This is a genomic window from Kitasatospora brasiliensis (assembly GCF_032654805.1).
Taxonomy (GTDB): Bacteria; Actinomycetota; Actinomycetes; order Streptomycetales; family Streptomycetaceae; genus Kitasatospora; species Kitasatospora brasiliensis.
In genome coordinates, this window is the sequence record NZ_JAUOOW010000002.1 from 1,044,639 (window position 1) to 1,060,276 (window position 15,638).

General features: G+C 73.5%; 14 protein-coding genes. 4 read left to right on the forward strand and 10 right to left on the reverse strand.

Annotation, left to right across the window (positions count from 1 at the left end; translation table 11 throughout):
• Positions 1-7 precede the first annotated feature (7 nt).
• From QWJ13_RS12615 to QWJ13_RS12625, 3 genes are read right to left on the reverse strand one after another with little or no spacing between them, the layout of a single operon-like run.
• Complete coding sequence (locus QWJ13_RS12615; RefSeq protein ID WP_316523802.1) at positions 8-490, reverse strand: poly-gamma-glutamate biosynthesis protein PgsC/CapC; 483 nt, start codon at positions 488-490, stop codon at positions 8-10.
• A complete protein-coding gene (gene pgsB / locus QWJ13_RS12620) occupies positions 487-2,016 on the reverse strand; it encodes a poly-gamma-glutamate synthase PgsB (RefSeq protein ID WP_316523803.1) in 1,530 nt (509 codons plus the stop codon). Before pgsB ends, QWJ13_RS12615 begins: the two co-directional genes overlap by 4 nt.
• 22 nt (positions 2,017-2,038) lie before the next feature.
• Positions 2,039-4,243: a HAMP domain-containing protein gene (locus tag QWJ13_RS12625; protein WP_316523805.1), complete on the reverse strand. Its 2,205-nt coding sequence runs from the start codon at positions 4,241-4,243 to the stop codon at positions 2,039-2,041.
• A 280-nt stretch (positions 4,244-4,523) separates the two neighbouring features.
• Between QWJ13_RS12625 and QWJ13_RS12630 the strand changes: the two genes are divergently transcribed.
• Positions 4,524-5,501, forward strand: coding sequence for a hypothetical protein (locus QWJ13_RS12630; protein ID WP_316523806.1), 978 nt, complete (start codon positions 4,524-4,526; stop codon positions 5,499-5,501).
• 4 nt (positions 5,502-5,505) lie between these two features.
• Here the strand turns inward: QWJ13_RS12630 and QWJ13_RS12635 are convergent, their stop codons facing one another.
• Positions 5,506-5,943: a gamma-glutamylcyclotransferase family protein gene (locus QWJ13_RS12635; protein ID WP_316523808.1), complete on the reverse strand. Its 438-nt coding sequence runs from the start codon at positions 5,941-5,943 to the stop codon at positions 5,506-5,508.
• Positions 5,944-6,042: 99 nt separating this feature from the next.
• Here QWJ13_RS12635 and QWJ13_RS12640 point away from each other — a divergent pair, with 99 nt between their 5' ends.
• Together QWJ13_RS12640 and QWJ13_RS12645 are read left to right on the forward strand one after the other, a co-directional pair.
• A complete protein-coding gene (locus QWJ13_RS12640) occupies positions 6,043-7,521 on the forward strand; it encodes an NAD(P)H-quinone dehydrogenase (protein WP_316523810.1) in 1,479 nt (492 codons plus the stop codon).
• 201 nt (positions 7,522-7,722) lie between these two features.
• Positions 7,723-8,715, forward strand: coding sequence for a DeoR/GlpR family DNA-binding transcription regulator (locus QWJ13_RS12645; protein ID WP_316523812.1), 993 nt, complete (start codon positions 7,723-7,725; stop codon positions 8,713-8,715).
• Positions 8,716-8,790: 75 nt separating this feature from the next.
• Here the strand turns inward: QWJ13_RS12645 and QWJ13_RS12650 are convergent, their stop codons facing one another.
• From QWJ13_RS12650 to QWJ13_RS12675, 6 genes are all read right to left on the reverse strand, one after another.
• Positions 8,791-10,566: an acetyl/propionyl/methylcrotonyl-CoA carboxylase subunit alpha gene (locus QWJ13_RS12650; RefSeq protein ID WP_316523814.1), complete on the reverse strand. Its 1,776-nt coding sequence runs from the start codon at positions 10,564-10,566 to the stop codon at positions 8,791-8,793.
• Positions 10,567-10,801: 235 nt separating this feature from the next.
• Entirely contained in the window at positions 10,802-11,536 is a 735-nt protein-coding gene (locus QWJ13_RS12655) for a hypothetical protein (RefSeq protein WP_316523815.1), read from the reverse strand.
• 63 nt (positions 11,537-11,599) lie between these two features.
• The gene (locus tag QWJ13_RS12660; protein ID WP_316523817.1) at positions 11,600-12,202 is read right to left on the reverse strand and encodes a nucleoside triphosphate pyrophosphatase; all 603 of its coding nucleotides are present in this window, start codon (positions 12,200-12,202) and stop codon (positions 11,600-11,602) included.
• Between the two features lie 48 nt (positions 12,203-12,250).
• Positions 12,251-12,391 (reverse strand): morphogenic membrane protein MmpB, encoded by a 141-nt coding sequence (gene mmpB / locus QWJ13_RS12665; protein WP_316523819.1) that lies wholly within the window; start codon positions 12,389-12,391, stop codon positions 12,251-12,253.
• A 129-nt stretch (positions 12,392-12,520) separates the two neighbouring features.
• Positions 12,521-12,742 (reverse strand): acyl-CoA carboxylase subunit epsilon, encoded by a 222-nt coding sequence (locus QWJ13_RS12670; RefSeq protein ID WP_316523820.1) that lies wholly within the window; start codon positions 12,740-12,742, stop codon positions 12,521-12,523.
• Positions 12,743-12,771: 29 nt separating this feature from the next.
• A complete protein-coding gene (locus QWJ13_RS12675; protein ID WP_316523822.1) occupies positions 12,772-14,361 on the reverse strand; it encodes an acyl-CoA carboxylase subunit beta in 1,590 nt (529 codons plus the stop codon).
• 232 nt (positions 14,362-14,593) lie between these two features.
• On the opposite strand from QWJ13_RS12675, the gene QWJ13_RS12680 reads away from it, so the two are divergent.
• Positions 14,594-15,487: a biotin--[acetyl-CoA-carboxylase] ligase gene (locus QWJ13_RS12680; RefSeq protein WP_316523824.1), complete on the forward strand. Its 894-nt coding sequence runs from the start codon at positions 14,594-14,596 to the stop codon at positions 15,485-15,487.
• Positions 15,488-15,638: the final 151 nt, after the last annotated feature.

The window sequence follows — 15,638 nt, forward strand, 5'->3', positions numbered from 1 at the left end:
CCGGGGATCAGGTACCGGGCAGGGCACCGAGCAGCACCCCGGCGGTCAGGACGACGTAGTTGGCGAGCGTCACCGTGCTGGTGGCCATCAGGGTGGCCGCCCGGGGCTGGCGGACCAGCTGGTAGGCGATCAGACCGGGGACGATGAAGCCGAGCGTCTGGTTGGCGTAGAGGGTGGGCAGCTGGTGCTGGAGGACCAGCATCACGGTGGCCTGGAGCAGCACGCCGGTCAGCACCACGGCGGCGAACAACCGCTTGCCGTAGAGGATCACCAGCTTCTGGACCACCCGGGTGACGAGGTAGGTCAGGACTGTCACGCCGATCACGATGGCCACCCGCTGGAGGTCCTCGACCAGGGTGAGGGCCAGCCAGCCGGGGGTGATCATGCCGCCGGGGGAGAGGTTCGTGGTCAGGTAGCAGACCAGCGAGAAGACCAGGCCGAGCGCGATGCCGATGGCGGCGATCTCGGGGGTGAGCTCGGTGGGGATCACTGCTGGTCTCCGTAGTGGGTGGTGCGGCGGTGGGGGTCGTACCAGGTGTCGGGGATCGGTTCGGGGTAGTAGACCGGGGCGGTGTGGCCCGGGTCGACGTGGCCGGGTTGGGTGAATTCGGGTTGGACGTAGCCGGGTTGGACGTAGCCGGGTTCGGCGTAGGCCGGTTGTTCGCCGTACGGCTGAGCCGGGTACGTCGGTTCCTGGTAGGTCGGTTGGCCGTACGCCGGTTCGCTGTACGCCGGTTCCTGGTACGCCGGTTCGCCGTACGCGGGGTCGTCGTAGTCCGGCTCCGGGTAGAGCGGTTCGGGCTCGTGGTACGCGACCTCCGGCGCCCGGCCGTCCTCGTCCGGTTCGAGCCGGGCCAGTTCCTCCAGGAACAGCTCCCCCTGGCCGTGGATGTTGCCGACGGCCACCAGCGAGGAGTCCGGCCCGAGTTCGGCCAGCAGGTCGGCGGTGAGCCGGGCCGGGTCGCGCTTGTCGCCGCCGAGGTCGACCACCCGGCCCGACCAGTCGGCCGGGATGCCGTCGCGGGCGCTCTTGGTGGGGTGGCCGATCAGGAAGACCGTCTCCGGGGCGAGGTCCGGGACGATCTGGCCCATCTGGCCGTTGCGCTCCACCCGGTCCGGGCGGCAGTTGATCACCACGTTGAGCGGGCGGTTGACCGCGCCGAGGCTCTCCAGCTGGCGGACGTTCATCAGCGTGGACTCGGGGTCGTTGGCGGCGAAGACGTTGGCGAAGCGCAGCCGCTTGCCGTCCGCCGTCCGGTACCGCTCGACGGACAGCACGCCCGGGTCCGGCGGGGCCGCCCACATGCCCTGCAGCGCGGTCTGCCGTTCCACGCCGAGGAGTTCGGCGACGGCGAGGGCGATCGCCACGTTCTCCTTGAAGGTGAACCAGCTGAAGCCGCGCAGCTCCTCGTCGGTGACCGACTCCGGGTCCACCACGATCAGCCGGCAGTCCCGCTTGGCCGCCTCCTCGCGCAGGATGTGCGCGCGTTCCTGTTCGGCGGTCACGCACACCCCGCCGACCGGCATCGAGCGGGACAGCGAGCGGGCGACGTCGTCCAGGGTGGGGCCCATCTCGGCGAGGTGGTCCTCGCGGACGTTGCACAGCACGCCGATCGTGGACCGGATCAGCTTGGTCTGATTGACCTCCTGGAGCGCCGGCATGACGGCCATGCACTCGATCACCAGCGCGTCCGGCCGGTAGGTGGCGGCGCGGCGGACGATGCCGATCTGCTCCACCACGTTGGCGATGCCGAACTTGCGGTAGACCGGCTCCTCGGTGGCGTCCGGGTGGATGAACCGGGCCGCGGTGCCGGTGGTCTTGGCGACCGTCACCAGCCCGCCGCCGCGCAGCGCGCCGGCACACAGCCTGGTGATCGAGCTCTTGCCGCGGATGCCGTTGACCAGCACCCGGGTCGGGATCTGCTCCAGGGCGGTGAAGTGCCGGCGCTGCTCGACGATGCCGGCCACCAGCAGCACGGTGCAGCACACCAGCAGCACGACGTAGAGGAAGAGCACGGGAGGTCCTTCGGGCGGGGGCTCAGCGGGCGGTTGCGGTCGGGGTGGCGGCCGCGGCGGGCCGGCGGACGGCGCGTTCGGCCTGGTCGGCGCGGACCAGCTCCTGGCGGATCAGTTCCAGGCTGCGGGCGACGGCGCCGACCTCGTCGTGGTGGACGGGATAGAGCACGGTGCGGCGGTCCCCGGCGGCCAGCGCCTCGGCGCTCGCGGCCAGCCGGCGCAGCGGCAGGCCGACGGCGATGAACAGCCAGCCGAGGCAGAGCGCGGCGGCGGCCAGGCCCAGCATGCCGGCCAGCATCACCCGCCGGTCGGCCCGGTTCTGGTCCAGGTGCAGCCAGGACACCGGGTGGGCGGTGACCACGGACCAGCCGAGCTTGCCCACGCTGCCGTTGCCGCCGAGCGGGGCGGCGGCGAACAGCACCGGCGCGCCGTCCTCGCGCACCACGTCGGCCGCGGCGGACTTCTTGGCGTCGGCCAGGATCTTGCGGGCCCGGCCGTCCGGCAGCTCGCCGAAGGAGCTGTAGCCCTCGTTGGCGGCCAGCACCCGCTGCCGGTCGTCGACCAGCCAGACCCGGCCGAGGCCGGGGCGCACCAGCAGGGAGCCGAGGAAGTCGGTCTTGAACTCGCCGACCAGGACCGGGCCCTTGGGCTCCGGGGCGGCGCCCTCGCCGTCCGGTTCGGTGGACGCGTCGGCGGGGGCGGCGGCCAGGGCGACCCGGGCGGCGATCCGGGGCTCCTTGCCGGAACTGTTGAGCAGCAGCACGCCGCTCGCGCCCAGCGCCTCCGGGCCGGTGCGGTGCGGGGCCTCGCCGGCCTTGGCGAGCACCTCGCCGTTCGCGCCGAGCACGTAGAGCGCGCGGTAGCGGTCGTGCTCGGTGAGGGTGGCGCGCAGCAGGTTCTCGGCCTTGCCGACGGAGGCGTCGGTGAGCGAGGGGGCGAGCGAACGCAGGTCCGCGTAACCCTCGTTGAGGGCTTGGCGGATCCGGTCGGCGGCGGTGTCGGTGCGGTCGCGCTGGCCGGCCACCACCTGGGTGGGCACCCGTACGTCGGAGTCGTTGCCGCCGAGGAACAGCAGCGGGCCGGACCAGCCGAGCACCAGGACGGCGCAGAGCGCGAGCGGCAGGGCGGTGCCGGGGCGGCGCTTGGCGGCGGGGGCGGCCGGGGGCGTGCGGGACGGGTCGAGCAGCTGTCGTCGCAGCTCCTCCAGGGCCCGGGCGATCCGGGCCGCCTCGCCCCGCTTCGGCCCCCGTACGGGCTGCTCCGGCCGGTCGCCGCGGGTGAGCCGGCGGGACTCCAGGAACAGTCGCAGCAGCGGGCGCTGGAGGCTGCGGATCAGGTACCAGGCGAGCAGCAGGGCGAGCAGCAGCAGGGCGCCGGCGGCGGCCAGGCCGAGCAGGGGGTGGCGCAGGCTGCCGACCTTGCCGTCGACGGTGCTGGTGGAGACCACGGTGAGGCCGAGCGGGGCGGCCGGGTCGTGCCCGTCGGGGGAGGCGACGGCGGCCCAGCCGGCCACCCGGCGCACGCCCTTGCCGTCCGGGTTGCCGGCCAGGCTGCCGGAGGCCGTCTCGCCGGGCAGCGGCCGCTGTCGGGCGGCGCGCTCCCGGGCGGCGGCGACCAGCTTGCGGTCGGCCTCGGCGTCCAGGGCGGCGCCGGTGGTGTCCAGGACGGCGCCGGCGGCGTCCAGCACCTGGATGGTCTGCTCCTTGCGGGTGGCGATGCCGGGCAGCCGCAGGTTGTCGGAGGCGACCAGCAGCGCGCGGCCGTCGTCCTTGGTGGCGACCAGGGCGAAGGTGAGCAGCCGGGTGCCGGTGGCGGAGGGCACCAGGATGGGCGCGGGCGCGGTGTCGGTGACCTTGGTGAGGTCCAGTCCGGACAGCGGGACGGTCTCGCCGCGGGCGGCCAGCAGGCGGCCGGTGTCGGGGCGGACCACCACCGTGCCGCGCCACTTGTGGTACGCCTGGCCGAGCGCGGCCAGCACGGCGGCGGGCTCGGCCGGGGCGCTCTCGTACCGGGCGGCGGCCCGGCGCAGGTCGGTGGCGCTCTCGTGCAGCCCGGCGCGCAGTGAGGCGGCGGTGTCCTCGGCGGCGTACTGGTGGGACTCCCGGACGGCCTGCGGGGTGTCGTCGACGCGCAGTCCGCCGACGGCCAGGGCGGTGATCGCGGCGACGGCGAGCAGCAGCACCAGCAGCAGCGCGATGGGGGGCCGGATGCCCCCGAGCAGAGGCATGTCGGCCCGGCGCCTGGCGCGGTGCTGCCGCGGCGGGTTGGGAGCCGTGCTGCTCACAAGGGCCTCGTCATCCTCCGGGCCCGGCGCCCGTTCCGGGAGGTCCGTGGCCGGCCTTCTCGGTCAAGCAGTGATCAAGAGCTGGTCAAGCCGCATCAGCGTACGTAGAGGTTTCGAAGAAGTTGTCACGTACTGGTCTCTGTCCGGTGTCTATTCGGTGTCGATCCGTTCGGCGTGGGCGCGGATCATGGCCGTTGCGGCCGGCACGGTAGGTTCGACCGCCATGGAGACTCGGGGTTCACGACGCCTGCTGCTGCCGGTGGCGGTGCTGCTGGTGCTGGCGGCGCTCGCGGGGGTGCTGACCCTGGCGGCGCGCGGCCGGGCGGAGCGCCCGGCGGCCGGTCGGGCCGCGACCACGCCCGCGACCACGCCGGCCGGCCCGGCCCCGGTGGACCTGGCGGCCCGGGTGGACGAGTACACCGCGGGCTTCGTCCAGGGCGGTCCCTACACCGCGCCGGACGCCGGACAGCGCCGGGCGCTGGCCGACGGCGTGCTCGGCCTGCTGGACGGGGACACCGAGCGGGCGGACCGGGCGCTGGCCCGGGTCGGCTACCGGCGCGCCGAGTTCACCGAGGCCGCCACCGGCCGCCGGGTGGCCGAGCTGGCCGACGCCACGGCCGAGGCCCAGCGCGGCTGGGGCCGGGTCTACCTGGACCTCTCGGTCCGCTCCGCCTGGTCCGTGCAGGTGCCCCACCCGGTGTCGGACGCCCGCACCGAGGCGCTCGGGGTCGAGGTGTTCCGGGCGGCGCCGGGCGGCGTGCTGGTGCTCGCCGGGGCACACCGCCGGGCCGGGCCGGACGGCTCCTCGGACGTCGCGCACCGTACCGACACCGTGTTCGCCGCCGTGGTCGAGGCGCTCACCGGGCGTGGCCTGCCCGGCATCCAGGTGCACGGCTTCGACGAGGGCAGCCTGCCCGGACAGGACGCGGTGGTCTCGCCCGGCGCCGGGCAGCCCGGGTCCGCCGCCGAACTCACCGCCGCCGGGCTGGGCCGGGCCGGGTACGCGGTCTGCCGGGCCTGGCGGGAGAAGTGCGGGCAGCTGGGCGGCACCACCAACGTCGAGGGCCGGTTCGCGGCCGGCGTCGGGGTGCCGTGGCTGCACGTCGAGCTGGGCAACGGGCTGCGCACCGAGCCCGCCCGGCGCGCGGTGGTGGCCGGGGTGCTGGCGGACACCGCGCTCGCGTGGGGGCCGCGGCCCTGATGCCTCAGCAGGGGCGGCGGCGCAGGTCCAGCACGTAGTCGTGCGGGGCGCCGGCGCTCTCCGCGGCGTCCGCGATCAGGCCGAGGTAGCGGGCCGCGGGCAGGCCGCCCTCGTAGTCGTTGAGCACGTACGTCCAGACCTGGATGTCCCCGTCCAGGGTCTGCGCGCGCAGCTTGATCTTGCGGTAGATGCCGAGCTGGACGCCCTCCCAGCGGTCCAGGCCCTCCTCGTCCATCGGCGCGACGTCGTACAGCGAGACGAAGACCCGGTCCTTCTCGTCCTCGACCACGGTGGCCAGCGAGCCCTCCCAGCCGAGCTGCTCGCCGCCGAAGGTGAGCCGCCAGCCGTCCAGCCATCCCGTGCCGCGCAGCGGGGAGTGCGGGGCGCGGCGGGTCATCTGCCGGGCATCGAGGTTGGTGGCATACGCGGCGTAAAGGGGCATGGGGGCCAGCGTAGCCCGGGAGGCGAGCGGGGCGGGAGGACTGGACGAAGGTACGGAAGCCAGGACCCCGGCGTGGCGGCGCTCCCGGCGTGCGGGACAATGGGGAACGTGACTCGGATCGTGATCATCGGTGGCGGACCCGGCGGCTACGAGGCGGCCCTGGTCGCCGCACAGCTCGGCGCGGAGGTGACCGTCGTCGACACCGACGGTCTGGGCGGATCGGCGGTGCTCACGGACTGCGTTCCGTCGAAGACGCTGATCGCGACCGCGGAGGTGATGACCACCTTCGACAGCTCGTACGAGGAACTCGGCATCCTGGTCGCGGACACGGAGACATCCTCCGGCTCCGCCGGGGGCCCGCCGGTCGAGCAGGGCGCCAGCGTGATCGGCGTGGACCTGGGCAAGGTCAACCGACGGGTGAAGCGCCTGGCCATCGCGCAGTCCCACGACATCACCCAGTCCGTCACCCGGGCCGGCGTCACCGTGCTGCGCGGCCGCGGCCGGCTGGGCGGCGGCGGGCAGGCCGTGGACGGCTCCCGCGAGGTCCTGGTGGACGCCCCCGACGGCACCGTGCAGTCGCTGCGCGCCGACGCCGTGCTGATCGCCACCGGCGCCCACCCGCGCGAGCTGCCGGACGCCCAGCCGGACGGTGAGCGGATCCTGACCTGGACCCAGGTGTACGACCTGGAGGAGCTGCCCCGCGAGCTGATCGTGGTCGGCTCCGGTGTGACCGGCGCCGAGTTCGCCGGCGCCTACCAGGCGCTCGGCTCCAAGGTCACCCTGGTGTCCAGCCGCGACCGGGTGCTGCCGGGCGAGGACCCGGACGCCGCCGAGGTGCTGGAGGACGTCTTCCGCCGCCGCGGCATGAACGTGATGGGCCGTTCGAGGGCCGAGAGCGTCAAGCGGATCGGCGACCGGGTCGAGGTCATGCTGGCCGACGGCAAGGTCATCGAGGGCACCCACTGCCTGATGGCGGTCGGCTCGATCCCCAACACCTCCGACATGGGTCTGGAGGAGGCCGGGGTCAAGCTCAACGACTGGGGCCAGATCCAGGTCGACCGGGTCTCCCGCACCAGCGCCCCCGGCGTCTACGCGGCGGGCGACTGCACCGGCGTCTTCATGCTCGCCTCGGTGGCGGCCATGCAGGGCCGGATCGCGATGTACCACGCGCTCGGCGACGCGGTGCAGCCGCTGAACCTCAAGACCGTGGCCTCCAACGTCTTCACCGACCCGGAGATCGCCACCGTCGGCTACACCGCGGCCGACGTGGAGTGCGGCAAGATGGACGCCGTCGTGGTCAAGCTCCCGCTGCGCGGCAACCCGCGGGCGAAGATGCAGGGCATCCGGGACGGCTTCGTGAAGCTGTTCTGCCGCCCGGGCACCGGCATCGTGGTCGGCGGCGTGGTCGTCGCCCCGCGGGCCAGCGAGCTGATCCACCCGATCTCGCTCGCGGTGGACGCCAATCTGACGGTCGAACAGGTGGCCAGCGCCTTCACCGTCTACCCGTCCGTCTCCGGTTCGACCGCCGAGGTCGCCCGTCAGCTGCACATCCGCAAGCGGAGCGACGGCGAATCCTGAGCCTCCGGCGCACAGTTGAGGGCGGCTGCCGATCGGCGGCCGCCCTTTCGCGTGGGCATGCCCGTCACCCGGACGGCGGGCGCAGTTCCGGGCGGTTGGCGGCGCGTATTCTACGGTCACGCACCGCTCGGGCGTGAGCAATTCCCGCTACTAGCTGGAAACGCCTGAAAGCAGACGGTCACGCAGGTTACCGTCAGTTCTGTGTTTGCAGCAGAACGTCGCCAGTTGATCCTCGAAATGGTGCGCGCCAACGGAGCCGTCTCGCTCCGGGAGTTGGCCCGCGTCGTCCAGACCTCCGAAGTGACCGTGCGCCGTGACGTGCGGGCGCTGGAGGCAGAAGGGCTCCTCGACCGCCGGCACGGCGGCGCGGTGCTCCCCGGCGGCTTCAGCCGCGAACCCGGTTACCCGCAGAAGACCCACCTGTCCGCGGCGGAGAAGAGCGCCATCGCGGACGCCGCCGCCGCCCTGGTGGAGGAGGGGGACTCGGTGGTGGTCGGTGCCGGAACCACCACCCAGGAGCTGGCCCGCCGGCTGGCCCGGGTGCCGGGGCTGACCGTGGTCACCAACTCCTTGCTGGTCGCCCAGGCGCTGGCACACGCCAACCGGGTCGAGGTGGTGATGACCGGAGGCACCCTGCGCGGCTCCAACTACGCGTTGGTGGGCAGTGGTGCCGAGCAGTCGCTCCAGGGGCTGCGGGTCAACAAGGCCTTCATCTCCGGCAGCGGGCTGACGGCCGAGCGCGGCCTGTCGACCGCGAACATGCTGTCCGCGAGCGTGGACCGGGCCATGGTGCTGGCGGCCGCCGAGGTGATCGTCCTCGCCGACCACACCAAGCTCGGCGCGGCCGGCATGTTCCAGACCGTCGCCACCGAGACCATCACCCGCCTGGTCACCGACGAGCAGGCCACCGCGGACGACGGCACCGTCCGTGAGCTGGACGCGCTCGCCGACTGCGGAGTGCAGGTCGACCTCGCCCCGCTGGGCGGCCCGAGCGGGGACGCCCCGGTACACGGCACCGGCAGCGGCCCGGTCCACCAGACCCAGCCCGGCCCGATGGCCCGCCGTAGCGGCCCGCCTCCCGGCGGCGCCCCGCTGCCCGGCCAGCGCAGGCCCGGCGCCCACGGCGGGCCGGCCGGTCAGGGTGGCATGCCGACCCGGCTGGCGGAGCTGGGCCTGCCGCGCGGCGGGCGCTGAGCCCGTCCCCTTCGAAACGGAACCGGTCCGCACGCCCCGAAGGCGTACGGACCGGTCCGAAGGTCAGGGACGGTGTCAGTCCTTGATCTCGCAGAGCGCGGCGCCGCTGCTGACGCTCGCGCCGACCTCGGCCTTGAGGCCGACGACGGTGCCCGCCTTGTGGGCGTTCAGCGGCTGCTCCATCTTCATCGCCTCCAGGACGACGATCAGCTCGCCCTCGGCGACGACCTGGCCCTCCTCGACGGCGACCTTGACGATGGTGCCCTGCATCGGCGAGGCCAGGGTGTCGCCGCTGACGGCCGAGCCGGCCTTCTTGGCGCCCACCCGGCGCTTGGCCTTGGCGGCGCCGGTCGCACCGGCCGCCGGGGCCGCCGCGACGCCCAGCGAGGACGGCAGCGAGACCTCGATCCGCTTGCCGCCGACCTCGACCACCACGGTCTCCCGGGTCTCGGCCTCCTCGCCGTCACCGGCCGCGCCGGCGAACGGCGGGATGGTGTTGTCGAACTCGGTCTCGATCCAGCGGGTGTAGACCTTGAACGGCTCGTCGCTGCCGTGCACCTCGGGCGCGAACGCCGGGTCGGTGACGACCGCCTGGTGGAACGGGATGGCGGTGGCCATGCCCTCCACCTTGAACTCGTTCAGCGCGCGGCGGGCCCGCTCCAGGGCCTGCTTGCGGTCCCGGCCGGTGATGACCAGCTTGGCCAGCAGCGAGTCCCAGGCCGGGCCGATGACCGAGCCGGTCTCCACGCCGGAGTCCAGGCGCACGCCCGGGCCGGACGGCGGGGCGAACAGGGTGACGGTGCCGGGGGCGGGCAGGAAGCCGCGGCCCGGGTCCTCGCCGTTGATGCGGAACTCGAAGGAGTGGCCGCGGACCTCGGGGTCGTCGTAGCCCAGCTCCTCGCCGTCGGCGATGCGGAACATCTCGCGGACCAGGTCGAGGCCGGTGACCTCCTCGGTGACCGGGTGCTCCACCTGGAGACGGGTGTTGACCTCCAGGAAGGAGATCGTGCCGTCCAGCGCGACCAGGAACTCGCAGGTTCCGGCGCCCTGGTAGCCGGCCTCCTTCAGGATGGCCTTGGACGCCCGGTACAGCTCGGCGTTCTGCTCGGGGGTGAGGAACGGCGCGGGCGCCTCCTCGACGAGCTTCTGGTGGCGGCGCTGGAGCGAGCAGTCGCGGGTGGAGACGACCACCACGTTGCCGTGCTTGTCGGCGAGGCACTGGGTCTCGACGTGCCGCGGGTTGTCCAGGTAGCGCTCGACGAAGCACTCGCCGCGGCCGAAGGCGGCGACGGCCTCGCGCACCGCGGACTCGAACAGCTCGGGGATCTCCTCCAGCGTGCGGGCGACCTTGAGGCCGCGGCCGCCACCGCCGAAGGCCGCCTTGATGGCGACCGGCAGGCCGTGCTCGCGGGCGAACTCGACGACCTCGTCGGCACCCGCGACCGGGTCCGGCGTACCGGCGACCAGCGGGGCACCGGCCCGCTGGGCGACGTGCCGGGCGGTCACCTTGTCGCCGAGGTCGCGGATGGCCTGCGGCGGCGGGCCGATCCAGATCAGGCCCGCGTCGATGACGGCCTGGGCGAACTCGGCGTTCTCGGACAGGAATCCGTAGCCGGGGTGGACGGCGTCGGCGCCGGAGTCGGCGGCGGCCTTGAGGACCTTGGCGATGTCCAGGTAGCTGGTAGCGGGGGTGTCACCGCCCAGCGCGTAAGCCTCGTCGGCCGCGCGGACGTGCAGCGCATCCCGGTCCGGCTCGGCGTAGACGGCGACGCTGGTGATACCGGCGTCCGAGCAGGCCCTGGCGACGCGGACGGCGATTTCCCCGCGGTTGGCGATGAGCACCTTGCGCACTGTGGCTCCCTTCTTGAACCTCGTCGAGTTTATGGATTCCTGGGCAGTACCGGCGAGTAGCCCCGGGTTGTGAACTATCCCACACGCTCGGTGATGCGTTTCGTGGCGTTACGGGCGGTCCCGCCCACGACCGCGCTGGTCGGCGCGGGTGCCGCCGGAGCACCGGCGCCGCGCAGGTCGATCGGGTGGCGGCGTGGCGGGACGGTGGCGTGGGCCACACTTTCGCGCGGGCCGCTCAGGCGGCGCCGGAACGGGCGCCGGGACGCTCCAACGCCTCGGCCGTCACATCGGCCACCAGCTCCACCATGTCCGGACCGTACGCCTCCGGGTTGACCACCCGCAGGACGAGCGCGAAGGTGCCGTTCTGCCCGTATGCGCGGGCCAGTTCGCGGTGGTGGGCGACCAGGTAGCGGACCCCGGCCTGGTTGGCGGTGCCGGTCTGGCCGCAGACCAGGAACACCGGGCGGCCGCCGTCCGGGGTGGCGATCCGGGCGAGCAGGGTGTGCGCCCGGTCGTGGTCGGCGGTGTAGTCGTGCCCGCCCACCACGATCACGTTGCTGCCCGGGCCCGGCCCCGAGGTGACGTGGGCGCCCGGCAGGCCCCAGGCCAGGTGCGCGGCCATCCGCTCGTTGCTGACCGGACCGCCCAGGCACAGCTCGGTCTTGGTGCCCAGGCCGCGGTGCGCGGCGTCGTGGGCGACCAGCTCGGGCCGCGCCCCGCACTCCTCGACCAGCCCGGCCAGCCACATCAGCGCGTAGGCGTCGCGCCGGGTCACGGTGTGCGCGTGCGAGCCCGTCCCGATGCTGCGCGGCACCACGATCAGGCACTCGCCGCCGCTCGGGAGCCCGAAGAAGGCCCGCACCCGCTCGATCCTGCGGCGCCGGCGCAGCACCTGGGCCAGCCAGCCGAGGCCGGCGCTGATCGCGCTGGCTATCAGGCCGAGTACCACGTTGAGCACATTGTCGGTCATCCGCCGCGTTCCCTCCCCCCGTTCGCCGGTCAGCTTAGGGGAGCGACGGGAGCGGGCGGCAGGTCAGTTGGTCCACAGATCGGTGATGCGGACGTCCAGGTCGGCGAGCAGTCGGCGCAGCAGCGGCAGGGAGAGGCCGATGACGTTGCCCGGGTCGCCGTCGATGCCGTCGATGAACGGTGCCGAGCGGCCGTCCAGGGTGAACGCCCCGGCCACGTACAGCGGTTCGCCGGAGGCCACGTACGCGGCGATCTCCGCGTCGTCCGGGGTGCCGAAGCGGACGGTGGTGGAGGCGGTGGCCGAGGACTGCCGGCCGGTCGCGGTGTCGATCACGCAGTGGCCGGTGCGCAGCACGCCGGCCCGGCCGCGCATCGACTGCCAGCGGGCCAGCGCCTCGGTGGCGTCGGCGGGCTTGCCGAGGGCCTGGCCGTCCAGCTCCAGGACGGAGTCGCAGCCGATCACCAGCTCGCCGCCGGAGAGTTCGGCGGCGACGGCCTTCGCCTTGGCCTCGGCCAGGACGAGCGCGAGTTCGGCGGGGGTGGCGGCGGTGATCGCGTCCTCGTCGACGCCGCTGACCACCACGCGCGGGTCGAGCCCCGCCTGGCGCAGCAGTCCGAGGCGGGCGGGGGAGGCGGAGGCGAGGACGAGGGCGCGCTGGTCGGTCATGCCCACCAGGGTAGGGGGTGCCGATGTCCGCCGTTCGGGTGAACCGGTTCAGGTGAACGAGCGGCTGATCATCATCAGCACGGCGCCCACCAGCACCAGGGCGGCGAGCACCCGGCCGGCCCGCTGCATCCGCTCCTGCATCCGACGGGCCTCGGGCGAGGGCTCGTCGCGGGGGTCTGACCAGAGCACCCGTCCAGAGTGCGCGGTGCGGGGGTGCGGGCGCCTGAGTATCCGTACTCAGGTTGCGGGAAGAGCGTGCGCCCCCATGCGGCGGAGTGGGAAGTCGGACCGGCCGACTTCCCACTCCCGCAGGGGACGTCAGTGCGCCCAGCCCGAGGTCCGCCAGGCGTTGACGCCCGGGCGGACGGCGGGACGCAGCAGCCGGGCGCGGTCGTTCCAGGGGGAGGCCGGGCCGACACCGGCGAGGCGCGCCGACTCGGCGGCGGCCTGCGCGGCGGCGGCCCGGGCCTGGACCACCGCCAGGACGGTGGCCAGCTCCTCGGGGGTCGGCTGCCCGTGCAGCACGTGGATCGGGGACATGGCTGGTTCTCTCCCGACAGGGACGGGGCCTACAGGGGGATGTTGCCGTGCTTCTTCGGCGGCAGCACCTCGCGCTTGCCGCGCAGGGCCCGCAGGCCGCGCACGATGTGCCGGCGGGTCTCGCTCGGCGCGATCACCGCGTCCACGTAGCCGCGCTCGGCCGCCAGGTACGGGTTCAGCAGGGTGTCCTCGTACGAGGCGATCAGCTCGGCCCGGGTCTGCTCGGCGGTGCCGGCCGCCTCGGCCTCGGCGATCTCCCGGCGGTGCAGGATGTTGACCGCGCCCTGCGCCCCCATCACGGCGATCTGCGCGGTCGGCCAGGCCAGGTTGAGGTCGGCGCCCAGGTGCTTGGAGCCCATGACGTCGTACGCGCCGCCGAAGGCCTTGCGGGTGATCACGGTGATCAGCGGGACGGTGGCCTCGGCGTAGGCGTAGATCAGCTTGGCGCCGCGCCGGATGATGCCGTCCCACTCCTGCTCGGTGCCGGGCAGGAAGCCGGGCACGTCCACGAAGGTCAGCACCGGGACGTTGAAGGAGTCACAGGTGCGGATGAAGCGGGCGGCCTTCTCGCTGGCGTTGATGTCCAGGCAGCCGGCCAGGTCCATCGGCTGGCTGCCGACGATGCCGACGGACTGGCCCTCGACCCGGGCGAAGCCGGTGATGATGTTGCCGGCGTACAGCGGCTGGGTCTCCAGGAACTCGCCGTCGTCGACGATGTGCTCGATCACCTTGCGCATGTCGTACGGCTGGTTCGCCGAGTCCGGCACGATGGTGTCGAGTTCGAGGTCCTGCTCGGTGACCGTCAGGTCCGCCTGCTCGGGGTAGGACGGCGGGTCGCTCAGGTTGTTGGAGGGCAGGTACGAGAGCAGGCTCTTGACGTACTCGATCGCCTCCTTCTCGTCCGCGGCCAGGTAGTGGGCGTTGCCCGACTTGGTGTTGTGGGTGCGCGCGCCGCCCAGCTCCTCCATCGCGACGTCCTCGCCGGTGACGGTCTTGATGACGTCGGGGCCGGTGATGAACATGTGCGAGGTCTGGTCGGCCATCACCACGAAGTCGGTGATCGCGGGGGAGTACACCGCGCCGCCCGCGCAGGGGCCCATGATCAGCGAGATCTGCGGGATGACGCCCGAGGCGTGCACATTGCGGCGGAAGATCTCGCCGTAGAGGCCGAGGGAGACCACGCCCTCCTGGATCCGGGCGCCGCCGGAGTCGTTGATGCCGATGACCGGGCAGCCGGTCTTCAGGGCGAAGTCCATGACCTTGACGATCTTCTCGCCGAAGACCTCGCCGAGCGAGCCGCCGAAGACGGTGAAGTCCTGGGCGAACACGGCGACCTGGCGGCCGTCCACGGTGCCGTAGCCGGTCACCACGCCGTCGCCGTACGGGCGGTTCTTCTCCTGGCCGAAGTTGGTCGAGCGGTGCCGGGCGAACTCGTCGAACTCCACGAAGGAGTCCTCGTCCAGCAGTTCCACGACCCGCTCACGGGCGGTCAGCTTGCCCTTGGCGTGCTGCTTCTCCACGGCCTTCGCGGAGCCGGAGTGCACCGCCTCGTCCAGCTTGCGCCGCAGGTCGGCGAGCTTGCCGGCGGTGGTGTGGGGGTCGTACGGGGCCTCGGTCATCCGGTGGCTCTCCCTGATCCATGGCCGCGACCTGTTCGAGTGCGCGCGGGGCCGGGTGGTGGGCCCGCGCATGAGGGCAGGGCGGCGCTACGAACTACCGCTGGGTAGCGTAGCCAGCGCGGAGGGCGATCCGGCACGTCCTGGCGTTATGGCCATCGACACAGTGTGTCCGGCCCCGTTCTGCGGGACGATGGGGCGGCCTGCGTCCCGTACTCGCCATAGTCTCGACACCATGACCGCACCCGAGACCCCCCGCCGCAGCGGACTGCGCGGCTTCGGCAGCACCGGACCGTCGCCCTGGACCGACCTGGACCGCCCGCCGCTGGACCAGGAGGCGCTGCGCCACGACCTGCTCGTCCCCGGCGGCCTGTGGACCTCCCTGGACGTCGTCGCCGAGACCGGCTCCACCAACAGCGACCTCGCCGCCCGGGCCAAGGACGGTGCCGGGCAGGGCGCGGTGCTGGTGGCCGAGGCGCAGAGCGCCGCGCGCGGCCGGCTGGACCGGCAGTGGACCGCCCCGGCCCGCTCCGGGCTGTTCCTGTCGGTCCTGCTGCGCCCCGAGGAAGTGCCGGTCGACCGGTACGGCTGGCTGCCGATCCTCGTCGGCGTGGCCGCGGCCAGCACGCTCGGCCGGGTCGCCGGGGTCGAGGCCGGGCTGAAGTGGCCCAATGACCTCCAGGTGGAGATCGACGGCGCGGAGCGCAAGCTCGGCGGCATCCTCACCGAGCTGGCCGGCGGCGCGGTGGTGGTCGGCATGGGCCTGAACGTCTCGCTGCGCGCCGAGGAGCTGCCCGTCCCCACCGCGGCCTCGCTCGCGCTGGCCGGCGCCACCACCACCGACCGGGGCACCCTGCTGCGCGCCCTGCTGCGCGAGTTCGCCGTGCTCTACCGGGAGTGGACGGCCGCGGCCGGCGACCCGCACGCCAGCGACCTGCTGCGCGCCTATGTGGACCGCTGCACCACGCTCGGCCGCCAGGTGAAGGTGCACCTGCCGGGCGACCGGGAGCTGGTCGGCGAGGCGGTCGCGGTGGACGGCGACGGCCGTCTGGTGGTCCGTACGCCCGACGGCGCACGCCGGGCGGTCGGTGCCGGGGACGTCGTGCACGTGCGCCCCCAGCCCCGCTGAACGGCAGTCTTCACCTCCCCTTGACCCGGGCTGATGCCCCGGATCCGACGATTCCGTGCGAACATTCCACCTGGCAGCGGTGTGAGGCGCGCCACTGCCCGCCCGGGTGGCGGACGGCGCGCCCGGACAGGTAGGACACGAGGCGAGTGCG

Coding starts and splice junctions, on each gene's coding strand:
- QWJ13_RS12670 (WP_316523820.1), bottom strand. CDS start 12,742: ATGTCCCCGATCCACGTGCTGCACGGGCAGCCGACCCCCGAGGAGCTG.
- QWJ13_RS12635 (WP_316523808.1), bottom strand. CDS start 5,943: ATGCCCCTTTACGCCGCGTATGCCACCAACCTCGATGCCCGGCAGATG.
- QWJ13_RS12640 (WP_316523810.1), top strand. CDS start 6,043: ATGGGGAACGTGACTCGGATCGTGATCATCGGTGGCGGACCCGGCGGC.
- QWJ13_RS12660 (WP_316523817.1), bottom strand. CDS start 12,202: ATGACCGACCAGCGCGCCCTCGTCCTCGCCTCCGCCTCCCCCGCCCGC.
- QWJ13_RS12675 (WP_316523822.1), bottom strand. CDS start 14,361: ATGACCGAGGCCCCGTACGACCCCCACACCACCGCCGGCAAGCTCGCC.
- QWJ13_RS12680 (WP_316523824.1), top strand. CDS start 14,594: ATGACCGCACCCGAGACCCCCCGCCGCAGCGGACTGCGCGGCTTCGGC.
- QWJ13_RS12630 (WP_316523806.1), top strand. CDS start 4,524: ATGGAGACTCGGGGTTCACGACGCCTGCTGCTGCCGGTGGCGGTGCTG.
- QWJ13_RS12655 (WP_316523815.1), bottom strand. CDS start 11,536: ATGACCGACAATGTGCTCAACGTGGTACTCGGCCTGATAGCCAGCGCG.
- QWJ13_RS12625 (WP_316523805.1), bottom strand. CDS start 4,243: ATGCCTCTGCTCGGGGGCATCCGGCCCCCCATCGCGCTGCTGCTGGTG.